At 59.7% G+C, this 16218-nt stretch carries 15 protein-coding genes and 1 pseudogene; 5 read left to right on the top strand and 11 right to left on the bottom strand.

From position 1 onward, the window contains the following. The first annotated feature begins 42 nt into the window (after positions 1-42). The gene (locus tag MF410_RS02160; RefSeq protein WP_239620127.1) at positions 43-1068 is read left to right on the top strand and encodes a glycosyl transferase family 2; all 1026 of its coding nucleotides are present in this window, start codon (positions 43-45) and stop codon (positions 1066-1068) included. Between the two features lie 381 nt (positions 1069-1449). Here MF410_RS02160 and MF410_RS02165 read toward each other — a convergent pair whose 3' ends face one another. Continuing rightward, entirely contained in the window at positions 1450-2406 is a 957-nt protein-coding gene (locus MF410_RS02165) for an NAD-dependent epimerase/dehydratase family protein (RefSeq protein WP_097626434.1), read from the bottom strand. Between the two features lie 316 nt (positions 2407-2722). Beyond that, complete coding sequence (gene ampC, locus MF410_RS02170; RefSeq protein WP_097626437.1) at positions 2723-3877, bottom strand: class C beta-lactamase; 1155 nt, start codon at positions 3875-3877, stop codon at positions 2723-2725. 131 nt (positions 3878-4008) lie between these two features. On the opposite strand from ampC, the gene MF410_RS02175 reads away from it, so the two are divergent. After that, complete coding sequence (locus MF410_RS02175) at positions 4009-4887, top strand: LysR family transcriptional regulator (protein ID WP_097626439.1); 879 nt, start codon at positions 4009-4011, stop codon at positions 4885-4887. Positions 4888-4946: 59 nt separating this feature from the next. Here the strand turns inward: MF410_RS02175 and MF410_RS02180 are convergent, their stop codons facing one another. Both MF410_RS02180 and MF410_RS02185 read right to left on the bottom strand, forming a co-directional pair. Beyond that, on the bottom strand, positions 4947-5936 hold the full coding sequence (locus MF410_RS02180; RefSeq protein WP_097626441.1) for a substrate-binding domain-containing protein: 990 nt from the start codon (positions 5934-5936) through the stop codon (positions 4947-4949). 48 nt (positions 5937-5984) lie between these two features. After that, entirely contained in the window at positions 5985-6965 is a 981-nt protein-coding gene (locus tag MF410_RS02185) for an NAD(P)-dependent oxidoreductase (RefSeq protein ID WP_097626443.1), read from the bottom strand. 316 nt (positions 6966-7281) lie between these two features. Between MF410_RS02185 and MF410_RS02190 the strand changes: the two genes are divergently transcribed. Next, positions 7282-7959 carry an ATP-binding cassette domain-containing protein gene (locus MF410_RS02190; protein ID WP_239620129.1) on the top strand — a complete coding sequence of 226 codons (678 nt, stop codon included), beginning with the start codon at positions 7282-7284 and terminating at the stop codon, positions 7957-7959. Between the two features lie 69 nt (positions 7960-8028). Then, the gene (locus MF410_RS02195) at positions 8029-9027 is read left to right on the top strand and encodes an ABC transporter permease (RefSeq protein ID WP_097626447.1); all 999 of its coding nucleotides are present in this window, start codon (positions 8029-8031) and stop codon (positions 9025-9027) included. 66 nt (positions 9028-9093) lie between these two features. On the opposite strand, the gene MF410_RS02200 is transcribed toward MF410_RS02195, so the two are convergent. Continuing rightward, complete coding sequence (locus MF410_RS02200; RefSeq protein WP_097626449.1) at positions 9094-9417, bottom strand: hypothetical protein; 324 nt, start codon at positions 9415-9417, stop codon at positions 9094-9096. 229 nt (positions 9418-9646) lie between these two features. Here MF410_RS02200 and MF410_RS02205 point away from each other — a divergent pair, with 229 nt between their 5' ends. After that, the gene (locus MF410_RS02205) at positions 9647-10171 is read left to right on the top strand and encodes a DUF2314 domain-containing protein (RefSeq protein ID WP_239620131.1); all 525 of its coding nucleotides are present in this window, start codon (positions 9647-9649) and stop codon (positions 10169-10171) included. A gap of 38 nt (positions 10172-10209) precedes the next feature. On the opposite strand, the pseudogene MF410_RS02210 reads toward MF410_RS02205, so the two are convergent. The 6 genes and pseudogenes from MF410_RS02210 to MF410_RS02235 form a co-directional block, all read right to left on the bottom strand. Next, a pseudogene (locus tag MF410_RS02210) lies at positions 10210-11585 on the bottom strand (DUF882 domain-containing protein). Positions 11586-11866: 281 nt separating this feature from the next. Continuing rightward, complete coding sequence (locus MF410_RS02215; protein ID WP_143541926.1) at positions 11867-12538, bottom strand: hypothetical protein; 672 nt, start codon at positions 12536-12538, stop codon at positions 11867-11869. 127 nt (positions 12539-12665) lie between these two features. After that, positions 12666-13085, bottom strand: a complete 420-nt coding sequence (locus tag MF410_RS02220) for a hypothetical protein (RefSeq protein WP_097626457.1) — start codon at positions 13083-13085, stop codon at positions 12666-12668. Further along, positions 13082-13798 (bottom strand): hypothetical protein, encoded by a 717-nt coding sequence (locus MF410_RS02225; RefSeq protein WP_239620134.1) that lies wholly within the window; start codon positions 13796-13798, stop codon positions 13082-13084. The genes MF410_RS02220 and MF410_RS02225 overlap by 4 nt, the downstream gene beginning before the upstream one ends. A 179-nt stretch (positions 13799-13977) precedes the next feature. After that, positions 13978-14250, bottom strand: a complete 273-nt coding sequence (locus tag MF410_RS02230) for a hypothetical protein (RefSeq protein WP_239620135.1) — start codon at positions 14248-14250, stop codon at positions 13978-13980. A 136-nt stretch (positions 14251-14386) separates the two neighbouring features. Beyond that, a complete protein-coding gene (locus MF410_RS02235; RefSeq protein ID WP_239620137.1) occupies positions 14387-16180 on the bottom strand; it encodes a P-loop NTPase fold protein in 1794 nt (597 codons plus the stop codon). Between the last annotated feature and the right edge of the window lie 38 nt (positions 16181-16218).

Genomic DNA, 16218 nt, shown 5'->3' on the forward strand with positions numbered 1-16218 from the left:
CGGGCGCATGCCGTTGAACATCAGCGCCACCCTGGGGGCGTCGTGATGGGGCCGTACCCGCCACTTCCGCACATTGCAAAGGATCGCTTCCGCCTCAGCGCGCGCGCGTGGTGGACGAGGCACTTCGAACGCGTGTCCCGCCCTGGACATCAGTTCGCCTTTACCGATGTGCTGACAGGAAACCTTTCGCTGAATGCAGAACTATTTCACGCAATGGGCGGGCTCGATCCTCAATTCGCCCGTGCACGAGAGGACTTCGAATTTGGTCTGCGCCTGATCAAAAAAGGAGTTCCAATTCGTTTTGCTCCCGAGGCATTGGGTTATCATCTCGAACATCAAACGACGACACTCACCGGAAAGATGGTGCGCAGGTATCAAGAGGGACGCTCCGATGCCTTGATGGCTCGTAAGCACCCCGACATACAGCGGCTGCTCGCGATCCATCGGTTTACCGGAAGAAAAGGGTGGAAGAGGCGTCTGCAAAGGACCATCGCTACCCGCGCCGGTTCTGTCCTCGACCCCCTCGTCAAGGCTGGCCCCCGCGTCCTCCAAATGTTGGAAAAGGCGGGCCTCCGCAGGCTCTATGAAAAAGTAGAGCGACAGTGCAATGGATATCATTACCTTCGCGGCGCCGCTGAAGTGTTGGGTGAGGATTGGCGGCTTCCGCCGGATCCGACAGGTTTCACTGATGAAATCGACGTGCTCGAGATCAATCTGGACCAAGGCATTGAGGCAGCCGAAGCTGTGCTGGCGGAACGCCGACCCCTCGCTGCTCGCATCGTGATTGGGACGGTACACGTTTGTGACATGGGTCATCGGATCGGCGCCGAACCGTGGGACGCACGGCATTTCCGTCCGTGGCTGAACCGCCAGGCAATACATAAATATCTTCCTGTGGCGCTTGCCGAATGGCGGGGTCAGCCGTTCAACGTTACCCCGCATTTGTCCGACTTTACGTTGAATACTCTCAATAACCCGAGTTTCCACGTGCATATGATCGAACAGCACCTCCAGTGGATGCAGGCGAAACTGCGTTCAGCACTCTATGACAATACGAGTAAATCGTAGCGACCGACGCTGCTACAGCCGACCGCCAGGTTCAGACGCCCTACCGGGCCTGCCGATGCGCCCGCCGCGGGGCAGGGATACGTCACGTCCGGTCCCAAGGTTTATGGCCGCCGAGTCAAGTCCATCAACAAACCGCTCAAGCGCCCGCACATGCGCATCAGCGAGATCACTGAATGCGTGAGCCATCGGAGTGTCATGGTCGGTGCCGAATATTGTGAACGGCTTTGCCGGATCGGCCGGTGCAGTTGGAACGAGAGGGTGGGTTTTTGGCGAATGTGCCTCGCCAATCTCGCCGGATGGGGCCGCGCCAGGAGCGTTAAAGTAGCGTAGCTCGACCTATTGAGATCATAGGTCGAGCCAAAATCCACCAGCATATGCTCGTTATTCTGCAGCGTGCGCTTTCATTTGGTCCCTGAACCAGTCAAGCGTCATGGCCACGCCCTGCTCGTAGCTGATCTTGCACGACCACTCGGGCATGACGTAATTGGCGTTGGTCAGGTCCGGCCGCCTGTTGGTCGGGTCCTGCGGCGGTGACGGCTCGAAGACAATCGGCACGCCGCCGACCAGTTTGGACACATATTGCGCGACTTCGAGCACCGAAATCTCGCGATCATTGCCGACGTTCAGAGGTCCCTTGTAGTCGGTTTCATTGATCCAGAAATAGCGGGCGAAACCGTCGACGACGTCATCGACATAACCCCAGCTGCGCGACTGCTTGCCGTCGCCGAATACCGTGATCGGCCGGCCCGCCAGCGCCTGGGTGATGAAGTTGGAGACGGCGCGGCCGTCATCGGACCGTGTGCGCGGACCATAAATGTTGAAAGGACGGACGACCTTGAGGTCGAGCCCCTCGGTGCGCTGCATTTCGAAAAGCAGCGATTCCGTGCAGCGCTTGCTCTCGTCGTAGGACGAGCGCGGTCCGGTGCAGTCCACCTGGCCCTTATAGGATTCCGGCTGCGGCGACACCAGCGGGTCACCATAAACTTCGGAGGTCGAGGTGAAGCCGAAACGTCCACCTTTCTTCAAAAGCTCCAGCAGCCGGAATGCCCCGAGAAGATTGGCGGAAATCGTCCGCTTCGGCTCCTTCATATACCATGGCGGCGATGCCGGGGAGGCAAGATGGTAGATTTCATCGAATTTTTCTGAGCTGCGCAACGTCTCGACGTCCGACTTCACGAAGTGGAAGCGGGGATCCCTGATGTGGGCGATATTGTCGAAAAGTCCGGTCCAGAGATTGTCAACAACAACCAGTTTTTCGACATCTGTTCTAAGTAAAAGCCGGTCGCACAAATGCGAGCCAATAAATCCAGCCCCGCCAGAAATCAATACGCTTTTCATTGCATCGCGCCTTGTGACGTTAAGAAGGTGAGTGTTTATTAGCATCACCTTTAAGGCGTGGCAATTGATTAGAAATGTTCTAGAAAATACTCGCTTATTAATCTTAATTATTTACACGTGTTACTTAAAGTAGTGTCGCCGGATTCGACATCGGAAACTTGCGGAAGGGTGGGCCCCGTCGATGGCAACCCATTTTATATCACGAGGGCCCTGGCTGGCGCATCAGGCTAAGGTCTGGCTCCATCGTCGGTAGCCGGGTGCACGATTTCAACTGTTGCAGTTGCGTCTGAGGCGGGGCGCTCGGCCTGTTTTCCGATCAGTCTGCCGAGAGCGCTGTTAATATTTGATAGGCTGCGGCGATGCGATCCTCGTTGGGATAGTTCTTGTTGGCCAGGATGACGATGCCGAGCCGCTCCCTGGGGATGAAGGCGACATAAGCACCGAAGCCGTTCGTCGAGCCGGTCTTGTTGATCCACACATCGTCGCGCGGTTGCATCGGCGGTCGCAGTTCCGAAACCGGCATGGTCTTCAGCATCGCGGGCGAATTGCCCTCCAGCAAGTCGTTCACCGCGACGGGATAGGCATATTGCTCCCAGATGAGATCCTGGGTCATCGCCCCTGCTGTGAAATATCCGATATGGGTGTTGGTGATCGCCTGCTGCAGTTTTTCGTCGAGCTTGACTAGGCCCATATTGGCGCCGACGAAGCGGATCATGTCGCCCGCAGTGGATTTGACGCCATAGGCCTCGGATGAGAGAACGGCCGGTGTCATCCGAGCGGGCTCGCCGCTGCGCTTATAGCCTTGAGCATAATCGGCCTGCCACGCTTTCGGCACATCGATATAAGTGCGTTTCAAGCCGAGCCCGGCAAACAGCTTGTCCTGCATCAAAGCCGCAAAATCCCCATGCATGGCTTTCGCGACGATATAGCCGAGCATGCCGATGCTGGGGTTGGCATAACTTCTCTGCGTTCCAGCCGCATAGGAGGGCTGCCAGGCTTTGAAATAGCCGAGCAGCTGTTTTTCGGTTTTGATCTCATCGGGAAGCTGTAGCGGAAATCCGCCCGCCGTGTGGGTGGCGAGATGCATCAAGGCGATATCGCCGAACGGCTTGCCCTTCATTCCAGGCAGAAATTTGCCGGCCTTGTCCGACAGCGAGAGTTGTCCGCTCGCTTGCGCGTAGGATGCTAGCGTCACCGTGAAGGTCTTGCTGATCGATCCGAGTTCGAAGAGCGTGGTCGACGCCACCGGCCTGCCGGTGTCCTTGGATTCGACGCCATAGTTGAAGATGTGGTCCTGACCGTCGGCGGTGATGGCGACGGCAACGCCGGGGATGGCGTATTTGTCCATGATCGGCTTGATCGCCGCATCCGTGATCGCCTTCAATTTGGTCTCGTCGGCGGCAAAAACACTTGTGGCGGCGCCGGCCGAGAGCAAAAAGGCCGATAAAATTCTCATCCCGATGCTTTTCATAACCGTCATCCTCCAATCGACATGGCAGCAAAAACAAGCGCAAAAGCGCATGGGGACGACGTTTAACGGCGCTATTTTGCAATCACAAATGATGATATCTCGCAGCAGCCACAAGAAAATCTAGGGCTCACATGGTTCGGCAATTCCTCCCCTTGAACGGCCTGCGCGCCTTTGAAGCCTCCGCACGGCATCTGAGCTTCACCCGTGCGGCGATCGAGCTCTGCGTCACTCAGGCGGCGGTCAGCCAGCAGGTCAAAGGCTTGGAGACGCGATTGGGGGTGGCGCTGTTCCAGCGTCTTCCCCGCGGCTTGAAAATCACCGCCGAGGGCGAAGCGCTGCTGCCGACAGTGACGGCTTCGTTCGACCAGATGGCGACGACGCTGGACAGGATCGAAGCCGGGCAGGTGCGCGAATTGCTGTTCCTCGGCGTAGTCGGGACATTTGCTGTCGGTTGGCTGTTGCCGCGGCTTGCGGATTTCCGGCGCCGGCATCCCTTTATCGATCTCCGCATGTCCACCAACAACAACCGGGTCGATCCGGCCGCCGAAGGGCTGGATTTCGCCATCCGCTTCGGCAGCGGTTCATGGCATGGAACGGAGGCGCAGCGCCTGTTCGAAGCGCCGCTCTCGCCGCTCTGCATCCCCAAGCTGGCGGAACATCTGCAATCGCCTGAAGATCTTGCCGGGGCGGTGCTGCTGCGCAGTTACCGGACGGATGAGTGGAGCAGCTGGTTTCAGGCGGCAGGCGTTCCCCCGGCGGCGCAGGTCAATGCCGGCATCGTCTTCGATTCCTCTGTCGGCATGATGGAGGCGGCCCTTCAGGGGCTCGGCGTCGCGCTCGCGCCGCCATCGATGTTCACAAGGCATCTTTCCTCAGGCGCGATCGTCCAGCCTTTCGCTACCGCCATATCGCTCGGCAGCTACTGGCTGACGCGCCTGCAGTCGCGGCCGGTCACGACGGCGATGCGGGCATTTTCGGACTGGATCGGTGCGCAGGTGAGCGCTGTATGATCATCGGAGCGCCCACGTGCGTGGGCGCTCCGAGCCGCATCATTGATGGAATGCCGAGGTCACTTCTGAATGCAGGTGTCGACGGTATCCTTGGTGCATTCGTCCAGCCCGGTGAACACCGGATCGTCGACCTTCTTGCCGGCGACCAGGTCCATCATCACGGTTGGCGCCTTGTAGCCCATTTCGAACGGCCGCTGGCCGACCAGCGCGGTGACCAGGCCTTCCTTGGCGATCGCCACTTCGTCGCCGATCGTGTCGGCGGCGCCGATGACGAACTCGTTCTTGGCGATCTTGTCGGCCATCGGCTTGAACAGGTCGCGGTAGGGCTGCGGGGCGCCGAACAGCGGCCAGCCGCCCATGATGCCGAAGGCATCAAGGTCGGTGTTGGCGGCAAGGATGTCGGTCATCGCCTGCACGCCTTTGGCGCCGTCGTCATTGGTAAAGACCGGGCAGCCGGCAACCTCCGTCCAGCCGCCTTCACCTTTCAGTGCCGCCAGCCCCTTCTGGCCGCTCAGCGTATCGCGCATGCCCTGGGCGCGGCGCAGAATGTTGTCGGCGCCGGGATTGCCTTCGATGGTGCAGATCTTGCCGCCCTTCGGCTTGGCCTTCTTGATGTATTCGCCGATCTTGGCGCCCATCAGATAGTTGTCGGTGCCGAGATAGGTCTTGCGCAGCGCCGCGTCGTCGGCAGCAAGATCGGCATCGAGCGTCATCACTGGAACGCTCGGATTGGCGGTCTTCAGCGTCTGGGCGATCAGCTTGGCGTTCGACGGCGAGATGGCGATTGCCGCGGTATCGGCCTTCCCCAGCATATCCTGGACGATCTGCGCCTCACCGGCCTCATCGGAGGTCGATGCCGGGCCGGTGTAGAAGCATTCATATTCGGCCGATGCGTTTTCCTTGTTCCACTTCTGGCAACCCTGGTTGATCGCCTCGAAGAACGGGTTGTCGAGGCCTTTGACGACGATGACCAGCTGCTTCTTGGCGGCCAAGGCCTGTCCGGCCGTCAGCGCCATAACTGCAGCTGTAAGCAATAATGCCTTCCTCATAGCTTCCTCCCATTGAAAAAGACGAGCGCTTCTGCACCCGCCGCGTCATCAACCTGGATACCAGACGACCCGAGGCTCCTCCTTCGAACGCTGGTGGTCCCAAGCCGAATTGATCAGCTTTTCCAGATCGTAGACCGGCTTCCAGTCCAAGAGATATCTGGCCTTGCTGTTGTCCATCCAGTTCGAGTGAAACTGGCTTGCAATATCGACCGAGCCGAGCCCGCGCGTGCGGGCAAGGTGTGCGGCGACCTCGCCATAATCGACGGGCCGATCCATCGAGATGTTGAAAAGCTCGCCCTTGGCGCGCGGATTGTCGATTGCCGCAAGGATTGCCGCGACGAGATCGTCGACATGCACGAAATTGCGCTTCAGCGGCCGCCCGTCGGCATCGCGCAACAGCGGCACCGTGCCATCATGCGCGTAACGCTCGGCATCATCAGCCGGCACCAGCGTCTTCCAGTCCGGCCCGCCGAAGACATCGTCGCCGAAGGACAGGGTGTATTTGAAATCGTCCTTCTCCATGATCCAGGGCGCCCTGAGGCAGCAGGTGTTGATGCCATACTGGATGGCGAACTGCTCGAGCATCACTTCTTCCAGCACCTTGGAGAGCGCGTAGCAGCCGGGATAGGCGCGATGCGGCGTCTTTTCGGTCACCGGCCCGTCATGGCGATAAAAGAAATGTCCGATCCCGGCATCGCCGCCGATCAGGATGAACTGCTTGGCCGTGGGGCTGGCGCGGAATGCCTCGAGCAGCCAGAACAGGCCCTTGACGGTGATATCCATCACGTCGGCCGGGATTTCCTTGCAGGTGGCGAGATGCACGACATGGGTGACGCCGTCCATTGCCGCTGCCACGACATTGCTGTCGGCGATCGAGCCCTTCACCACACTGATGCGGTCGGTCTCCTCGAACACACGATTATGACAAAGCGCGCGAATGCGTGCTTTGGAAAATCGCGGCTCGTCAAGCAGCCCAGTAATGAAGCGCCGCCCGACCTTGCCCGTAGCCCCGGTGACAAGGATCAGCATACCTCTCTCCCCAGTAACAGCTAATATGCCCGCGTTTCCGGCGTCAATCTGTATTTGTCGTACAAAATAGATTTTTGTGATGAGGGGCTGATTTAGCGGACATTTGATTGACGATTCCTGGCGCTTTTGCATTAATGCTCATAATCGCTTTTCCGGGAGGAGATCGGCCGAGCGAGATCGCAGGCGACTGACTGGCAACCGGGTAACCGGCGGCGAAAGCAGGCCTGCAGGTTCCGGGGAGGGTAGTCGGCTGGTCGCGGTTCTCGAACTCACCAATATCTCAAAACATTTCGGCGCCATCCAGGCGGTCAACGACGTGTCGTTTACGCTCGAAGCCGGCCAGGTCGTCGGCCTGATGGGCGATAACGGCGCCGGCAAAAGCACGCTGGTCAAGATGATCGCCGGCAACTTCCGGCCGAGCGAAGGCACGATGCGGCTGGAGGGCAAGGAGATCGTCATGCACCGCCCGGTCGAGGCGCGCCAGCACGGCATCGAGATCGTCCACCAGGATCTGGCGCTCTGCAACAATCTGACGGCGGCGGCGAACGTCTTCCTCGGGCGGGAACTGCGCCGCGGCATCGGCCCGTTTCGCATCCTCGATTACAAGACGATGTACCGGCGCGCCGGCGAGATTTTCAAGGAACTGAAATCGGAAACCCGCCCGCGCGATCTCGTCAAACAGATGTCGGGCGGCCAGCGGCAGGCGGTGGCGATCGGGCGCACCATGCTGTCGGAGGCAAAGATCGTGCTGATGGACGAGCCGACGGCGGCCATTTCGGTCCGCCAGGTGGCCGAAGTCCTCAACCTGATCCGCGAGCTGCGCGACCGCGGCATCGCGGTCGTGCTGATCAGTCATCGCATGCCCGATGTTTTCACCGTCGCCGACCGGGTGATCGTCATGCGCCGCGGCCGGAAGGTCGCCGACAAGGCGATCGCGGCGAGTTCGCCCGAGGAAGTCACGGGACTGATAACAGGGGCCATCGAACAGGTCTGAGCGGCAGTGCTTAGTCCTGCGGAAGAAACACCGCTGACGGAAATGCCCTATCTGGAGTGAGAGGTCGAAATGGCAGTGACACTGGACCAGACGATTGCACAGAAGCAGCGCAGCCGGCTTGCGGAGTTTGTCGGCGGTCAGACATTCTGGGTGCTGATCGCCGTGCTTCTCGCCTGCCTCTTCCTGTCCTTCGCCACCGATTCCTTCGCGACGTCGAAGAACCTCTACAACATCACCCGCAACGTCACCTTCGTCGCCATCATCGCGCTCGGAATGACGCTCGTCATCATCACCGGCGGCATCGACCTGTCGGTAGGATCGGTGCTCTGCCTCTGCAGCATGGTGCTGGCGGTCACCATGAACGCCGGCTATTCCATCGAGGTCGGTATCACCGCCGCGATCGTCACGGCGCTGGTGATCGGCGGTTTCAACGGGGTGCTGATCGCCTATCTCAATTTCCCGCCCTTCGTGGTGACGCTCGGCATGCTGTCGATTGCGCGCAGCCTCGCGATGGTCGCCTCCAACAACACTGTCGTCTTCCAGTTCGGCCCCGACCACGACAAGCTGCTTGCGCTCGGCGGCGGCGCCTGGTTTTTCGGCATCGCCAATCCTGTTCTCTACATGGTCATCCTGGCGCTCATCACCGGCTTCGTGCTGCGCTGGACGCGCTTCGGCCGCTATGTCTTCGCAATCGGCGGCAATGAACATGCCGCCACGCTGACCGGCGTTCCCGTGCGCACCATCAAGGTTGCCGTCTACATGATCTCGGCGCTCTCGGCCGGCATTGCCGGCATCGTCCAGACCGGCTGGCTCGGCGCCGTCACCACCAATATCGGCGCCGGCATGGAACTCCAGGTCATCGCCGCCGCCGTCATCGGCGGCGCCAACCTCGCCGGCGGCGTCGGTACCGCCTTCGGCGCCCTGGTCGGCGCAGCGCTGATCGAAGTGATCCGCAACAGCCTCGGCCTGCTCGGCATCAACGCCTTCTGGCAGGGCACGTTCATCGGCGGGGCGATCGTGCTGGCGGTGCTGTTCGACCGGATCCGCAATTTGCGGCAGAGCGAGTAGGGGTGGGCTGGGCGGCCTGCAGCATATCCGGTCGCAGCGTTCGTTGAGCAAACTCCGGCCATGCCCTCAGGGGCGGCCATCCTCATAGCAATCCAACTCGGGGCATCCCCTGATGTTGGCGAAGCCGATCTCCCGCCGGTCGCCCGATTGATCCAGACCTCTGAGCACGATGACATTGTCATCCTGCTGTATGATCTCGCTGCGATAGATGCCGGCCCGAAGCGCCCGGTTTTTTGCCTGGCTTATATTGCATTGCCCGGGCGGCGGAGTGACGTGCCAGTATCTCGTGCCCTGGCCATCCGACTGCCATCCGCCAGAGGCGGCGAATCCCGGCACGCTGGACAGAAGTATGGCACACGATAATATCAAGCTGCCTGGGACCAGTTTCATGTAATCTCCGTCAGTCGTCGACGTTTCGGGGCTCGTCGCCGCTCTGCTTGCCCGGTTGCAACCGATAGCGGGTTTCCCCTAGCGTCACGAAAGTAAATCACGCGCGCTAACACAGTGCTAACGCGGTGGCACAGCAACAGCGGCGCTGGTGCATCAACCCGGCCTTGAAGATCAACCAGAGATAGATATGTTGCGCGGTATAGTCACAACAATTTAAGGCCATCGAATCTTGCGCAACGTCATTTCAGTCATCTCAATGCTTGGCTTATCCGTTCTGATCATTCCCACCGAACTCGCTCTGGCCACCGACAACGTTCAGTTGATCGCGCCCGGCGATCCGGCCATGGCCAGAGCCCATGAGAAGTCCAATAGCGAGTTGGGTGGCTTCCTCGAGAAACTGCGCAATCCACCGGCCGGAACCGAAAATTATAGCATCAAGCTCGGTTTCACGGACAAGGCCAATGGTGTGGCGCTGACCACTGACCAGATGGCACCGAATGTGGAATTCATGTGGGTCTATCAGATCAAGGTATCAGGTGACCATTTCACCGCTCTTCTCAGCGATACGCCGGAATACACCAACAACATCAAGCCTGATGATCGCGTCGAGTTCGCGAAGTCGGATATCTTCGACTGGATGTATACCGAGAATGGGAAAGTGAAGGGAAACTACACCGCTTGCCCGCTGCTGTTATCCGGCCCGAAAGAACAGTTGGAGCAATATCGCGAAATCTACGGCATCGTCTGCGACTGACGGCACGGTCGCTCCCATGCTCCCCATGATGATCGCGGTCAGCCCTCCGGTGCCGATGTAAACCGGCCGGCATCGAACGGGCCGCTGACGGCAACCGGGCCGCTGGCAGCGACCGGGATGACATCCTCGCCCGACGTCGCCACATTCACCTCATGATGAACCGCGCGCGGGGAGACACGAGGCGCGCTCAATCCCATCGCCGCGCCGGGAGAATGCAGCGCCCATTGCATCAGCGCCGCTTGGGATGTCGATCCGAGGAAATTTGCTTCTTCCCAGGAAGCGGTCATCGGCAGCGAGGCGATCATATCAGCGCTGTGCCTGGAGGCCTCCGGGGCAACAATGCGGGGATGGAAACGGGCACAGGCACTGCCGACGCCGGTCTCTCCGGAAGTGCGGCAATCGGGCCGATCGACGCAGTCTCCAGTTTGTCCACATCGGCGCCGTGCTCAAAGGCGGCCGGCCGCATCGCCGGTATCGGAATCGGCAAGGAGGAAAGATCCGGAACGGACCGTTTGCCATCCGGCTCGGCTGCGCCGGTCTGCAGCGCGAGCGCATTCAAGGCTCGGCTTTCCGGCGTTGGCAGAAGCGCCGTCACGAGCTTTCCGTCTGGGGAGTCGCCGCTCGACCTGGTCGACACCGCCACCTCTTCGTCTTCTCCCGCGGTGCCGGCAATCTGGATCGAGGCGGGGCCGCCGCGTTTTCTGTGGTTCGCAACCGCCTGATTATATCCCGGCAGCGGCCGGCCATCCGCCGGCAGATGCATCGTCTGCCCATTCGGGAATATGCGTGCGAGTTCCTGCCGCGACATGCGGGGCCAGGCCCTGACATTGCCGACGTCGAGATGCACGAAGGGCGATCCCGAGGTCGGATAATATCCGACACCGCCGACCTGCATCTGCATGGCAAGCGCCCGCAGCGTCGAAAGCTTCACGCCGGGAACATAAAAATCCATCGCCTTGCCCAGCATGTGCTGGCTCTTCTTGGCGACGCCGGTACTGCGCGAGCGGTTGCGGAGCATGTTGTTGGTCGCAGGCGAGCGATAGGCGGAGACGATATGGATGTAATCCTTGCCGCCGCTGCGCTTGTACACCTCCCAGACCAGGTCGAGCAGCCGGGGATCCATCCGGGTCGGCTCGTTCCTTCGCCAGTCGCGCAGAAACCGGTTGATCTGCGCAAGGCCCTTGGCATCGAACTTTCCGTCGCGCTTATAGGTAATCGTCGCCTTCTCGCCCGTATGGGTAAAGAACAGCTTCAGGGCGCGATCTTCAGCCGAGGCGAATGATGCGGAACCGACAAGTGCCGGCAGCGCAAACAGAGCCGGCAGAATGGTCTGCGCTGCGAAGCGCTCCGCACGCGACAGGAGCGTGGCGATACCGCCTGACAAACCTTGCAGTGAATACTTCAACACGAACAAACCCGTCTCACACCGAACACTCGATGGCGGGCGGGAACTCCGCAGCCATCAGGCTTAGTAAAGCCAGCTTATGGTCAATAAATTGCTAACGAGTGGGTGCGGAGGCGCGGCGAGTTGACGATGCGGGCTATCCGAGGCGCAATCGCGGCCTGCGCCCTTGGGGCGAGGAGGGGGCGCGCGCATTGTGGAGGGCAGTGCACTATTGGCGCTTGGGACCGACTTCGTTCTCCGCTGGACGCGGTTCGGCCGCCATATCTCGTCATCGGCGGCAGCCGGAGGTGCTATTTCTTCGACGTTAGATTGGCTCTCGCGTATTGCCCACGCAGTGGCTCCCGCACCGCCGATACGTTGAGATCCTTTCTTATGATTGCGCATAGTTCGATGGCCCGCACGTTTTCTGGATTAAGCAATGTGTGTATCTCGGCTCTGGTTACTCCCAGGTCTTCGGTAACCACCTCAAACATATCTCCGATCTCCATTCTCGGAATCGGCGCGCGAGACTTTCCGTCCTCATAAGCGACACGCTGAGCCTCCTGATACTGCCGATAGGCCTCATTGACGCTGGCAATCGACAGAGCTTCGGATGAGATGTCATTGTGAACGAACTCAATGCATCCTCGCGGATAGTGATCGCCCAGAGCATCAATGACATCGCCTGCCTTCTTGAGTACCTCGATCGCAGGACCGTCGCTCGCAGCCAAGAATGCCGCCTGGCTGTATTTTCGCATCATGTCGTACGCGGCTTTTGACGCGACCTCCTCATGTCCTGCTTGGACCGTGGCGGATACCTCCTTCGCTTCATCGATATGATCTGCGAAAATCGCGTGCATCAAGGGGTTGGTGCGTGCAAGCTCATGCATTAACTCCTCGATTGATCCCGGCGCTGCATCTTGTGCAGTCGCTCCTGATGCGAGAAGCCCAATCCCCGCGCACAGCGATAAAAATTTTTTCATGCAAACCCGCCCCACTTCGCACGTTCCTTAGAAGACCTACCAGTCCGTTGCGACGCCGCCAACGTCAATGTGCGCCTGAGCTTTTTGCGCAGCTGCTGGGCTGTCGATCAGGAAACCGCGGCAGCAGCTACATGGGAAGCGCGCGCAACCTCGTGCCTTTGTTGATCGGCACCTCATGCATTGAGGGTGGCGCAAGCAAACGAGTGATCTGCAACATTTCAGGCCATCGCCAGACGAGTATCGAAGCGACCTGGTTGAGCGGCGTTTTCTGATAGGCGGGCGCCAATATGAAACCGTGCAGCCCGGCTGACCTCAACGCCGCCCGTTCGGCCGGGTTCTTGAGGACGCGCCCGTCGCCTGAAACGAACATCCATTCGTCGTTGGAACGGCGCAAGAAATCAATCCACTCCACATCTTTCGAATGGCGGCCATTCGGGAGGCCCGACACATCGCGGATGTGGATTGCGCTGTGGCCGTCGTGATGAATGAACCCGTGCAGGGTGCTGGCAAAAATCGGAGACGTGCAGTTGTCGAAGAAGACGTTCACGCCGCTAGCCGCTGCTCCATCATGGCTTCGAATTCCACCGCATGCCGAACGGAAGCTTCGCTCACGTCGTATGCCTTCGCTGCACCACGGATGCCACCCTCTTGCTCCGCAGCCGCTGCGAGAACAGCAGTCGGCACACTTGAGGCGGCGTCGATCGGCTGCCCGAATGAGCGCGCCGGGTCCACGATGACATTGAGCCGCCGTCCGCCCGGCCACCAGGTGAGCGGGTTTCCATCGGCACCGAAATCGACCGTTTTCAGGATCGGATCAAGAATGCCATTGAATACGAACTGGCGTCGAAAGAGGTTCAGCAAATGTTCCCGCTGTTCGCCGTCCTCATCCTTCTCGACGATCTGAAGGAAGATTTCACGGCCATCCGTGCGAAAGCGGTTTGTCGATAGCGGCCAAGCCTGTCCGATCACTTCTTTGGCCGTCTCGATCGCCGCCCGCACCTTGATTGCCGAGACGCCGGCTTCGATGAAAGCGCCGGCAACGCGAGCCTCCATAAGATCGCGAAACCCGAGGAAAATACGCTCGTCTCCGAGCGAGATTTCCGGTGTCCATAAGGGCGGATAGAACTTGTTTCCAATTCGGTGGCCGCGCAGCCATCGCGATAGCTTGCCGGGCGAGATACGCAAGAGCCTGCCCGCTTCCGCAGGGGTATAAAGGCCGACGCCGATTAAGTTATCCGTTTCCATGGCGCTATAGTCCATTCAGTTGATTCCGTGTCAACGCCTCCAGGGAACATGTTCGTTTATTTGGTTGTTGCGTTTCATCGTTGCCGGGTTTCGTCGCCGAAGCAAACGGCCTAACGGGAAGGGCAAACAATAGGGATAGAAGCCCAGTTTCTCGGTATATCCCTAACCCAGCTTCATTTCCCATCCGCACAAGATCAATCCCGGCTCCTGGCCTCCGCCTCCCGAAGGCGATCGAGCGCCTCCGAGGCCTTGGCATTTTTGGCGGCGAGGCCGGTCAACCGGTCCAATAGTGCGTCCGTGTCCAGGATGTCGGCGTAATGTTCGCGCTGGAAGATCCAGACGACCTTCGACCCGTCGCTGTCCGTTCGATAGGAGCGGGAGGGAAGCGAGTTCGCGAGATCGGCAACATGCTCTCCGTGCTCTATAACGGCGTCCGTCCATGCCCTTACCGTGGCGTTGTCCGTCATCCTCTTCCACGCCCAGATAAGCCTTCCTGGCTTCGGCATCGTCCAGATTAGATCACTGTCGCAGGCTGCGGCGACCTGGGCGCGAATGGCCAGAGCCGCCGCTTCGATGTTCTCTGCGGAAAACAGCCGTTCCGTTTCATGCGCCGGCTCGTTTCCGAACAGGCCGTGCCGTCGCCCGTCGGCTTCGACGACGGTCGTCCGAGTCTGAAGGCCGCTTTCGTACTCCACCAGTATTCCCAGAATCTCGGTGCGCACTTCCGCATCGAGTTTTTCGAGCCCAAGCGTGATGATATTGGAAAGGCGCTCGTCGTTGTGGGTGACCACCATGTCCCACACCTCGTCCTCGCGGCGAATAAGATGGTCCGCGTTGTCTGAATAGAGCTCGAACGAACGCCGGTGTCAGCAGCGGCCGTGCGTATACCACTTCAATGAACTGGCCTAGCATGGTCGCAATGCGAGAAGGCGGGCCCGACGTGTCGGATTCCAACCGTCGGATAGCCGCGTCGAGCGTTTTGGACGGGTTCGGCGCTGTCAAAAGGCCGTCGATTTCGGACCGGGTCATCATCCGCGGATCACGACCGAAAACAAAGTAGTTGCGGTGATATTCCTTGGTGCTGATCCTGCGCTGCTCCTTTTGAAGCAGATACACGGTGCTGTCCCCGCTGAAGGTCTTCCACGCCTTGGACAATCTTGGAAAGAGGATCGTCATCGCTACTTTCGCCGCCTCCGGGTTTTCCGCCATCGCGGGCTCCAGCCGCTTGCCGAGGTCGTCGTCGTCCTCGTCGTTATAGTCCGCGTAGGTGATCGTCTCGATCTCGTTGCGGATGAGGTCGTAGACCTTGGGGTCGAAGAGCTGCAGGGTCGTGATCCCAATGAGATCTGTCAGGTCAACATCGCCTTGCACGTTCGGCCAGATAACTTGAATCGAGTTGACCAGCCGGGTGACGTCCCGAGGAGTCTCTAGATAAGGATCGATCACGCCCGTCATCATCCGACGCCAACGGTTCTCGTCCGCAGGACTTGCATCGCCGATGATGGCGTTGAGCCGTTCGTAGAGCAGCTGGTGTAGCTCCGACCGCCAGGGTGGGGGAAGCTTCAACGACACCTGGACAATTTTCTCAAGAAAATCGGGTTCGATCTTCTCAGCCGTCTGATGCAGCGCCTTATGAACAATGGCGTCATCGAACGACAGAACATAGAGCACGTTCGGCAGATCGCCGAGCGATTTCACAAGCGAAAACACTGCGCGCATCTCGCTCGGCATCAATCGGTCGAGGTCGTCGATGACCACGATCACTCGTTGTTCGGATGTCCTGAGCGCCCCGGCCAGCTTCTTCTTCGCCAGTTCAAGGGAAGCGTCCTTACTAAACGCCTTCTGACCTATTTCTCCGAGCGCCCGGCCGATCGCTCCAGCCGCCGCCGCGATACCCCAGAGAGACGCTCCTGCGGCGAGAGCACTGCCTGTCGCGACGGTTCCGCCGAACGACGGCAAGTAGCCCGCTATCCGGTTCATCTGTCGGCTCCACCAGCTCTCGGATTCGAGTTGGAGCTGGGAAGAAAGCTCGCTGAAAAACGCGCGCACGAGATTTTCCTGGCCGCTGAAGCTCCAAGGGTTGAATTTGACGATATGGGTCTGGCGTCGCTTCGCCAGCTTGATCCAGCGTGCCTGGAGATCGGCGTCGGAAAGCCCCTCCATCTCCTCCCGTCCTTCGCCGATGGCGGCCAGAACCCGCAGCATTACCGTTCGCATCGCGAGCGCGATGGCGCTGCTCTTGCCTGCTCCCCAAGGCCCTTCGACGGAAACGACCAGTCCATCCCGAGGGCTCATCTGCAGGAGTGACGTCGCGAGAGCGTCGGCGAACGAAGAGAGTCCGAACGCATCATCTTCGGGCCGGGATATCGGTCTGTCGCCAAAGAGCCGGCCGATCATCGTTCCGGCTGCCCAGCCGAGATGGACTTGCGAATATA

Source organism: Rhizobium sp. C104, assembly GCF_022354505.1.
Lineage (GTDB): Bacteria > Pseudomonadota > Alphaproteobacteria > Rhizobiales > Rhizobiaceae > Rhizobium > Rhizobium redzepovicii.

Excerpts from the sequence above, each read along its gene's own strand:
- MF410_RS02180 (WP_097626441.1), bottom strand. The coding sequence starts at position 5,936 with ATGAGGAAGGCATTATTGCTTACAGCTGCAGTTATGGCGCTGACGGCC.
- MF410_RS02230 (WP_239620135.1), bottom strand. The coding sequence starts at position 14,250 with ATGACGGACAACGCCACGGTAAGGGCATGGACGGACGCCGTTATAGAG.
- MF410_RS02185 (WP_097626443.1), bottom strand. The coding sequence starts at position 6,965 with ATGCTGATCCTTGTCACCGGGGCTACGGGCAAGGTCGGGCGGCGCTTC.
- ampC (WP_097626437.1), bottom strand. The coding sequence starts at position 3,877 with ATGAAAAGCATCGGGATGAGAATTTTATCGGCCTTTTTGCTCTCGGCC.
- MF410_RS02225 (WP_239620134.1), bottom strand. The coding sequence starts at position 13,798 with ATGGACTATAGCGCCATGGAAACGGATAACTTAATCGGCGTCGGCCTT.
- MF410_RS02175 (WP_097626439.1), top strand. The coding sequence starts at position 4,009 with ATGGTTCGGCAATTCCTCCCCTTGAACGGCCTGCGCGCCTTTGAAGCC.
- MF410_RS02200 (WP_097626449.1), bottom strand. The coding sequence starts at position 9,417 with ATGAAACTGGTCCCAGGCAGCTTGATATTATCGTGTGCCATACTTCTG.
- MF410_RS02215 (WP_143541926.1), bottom strand. The coding sequence starts at position 12,538 with ATGAAAAAATTTTTATCGCTGTGCGCGGGGATTGGGCTTCTCGCATCA.
- MF410_RS02195 (WP_097626447.1), top strand. The coding sequence starts at position 8,029 with ATGGCAGTGACACTGGACCAGACGATTGCACAGAAGCAGCGCAGCCGG.
- MF410_RS02235 (WP_239620137.1), bottom strand. The coding sequence starts at position 16,180 with ATGATCGGCCGGCTCTTTGGCGACAGACCGATATCCCGGCCCGAAGAT.
- MF410_RS02165 (WP_097626434.1), bottom strand. The coding sequence starts at position 2,406 with ATGAAAAGCGTATTGATTTCTGGCGGGGCTGGATTTATTGGCTCGCAT.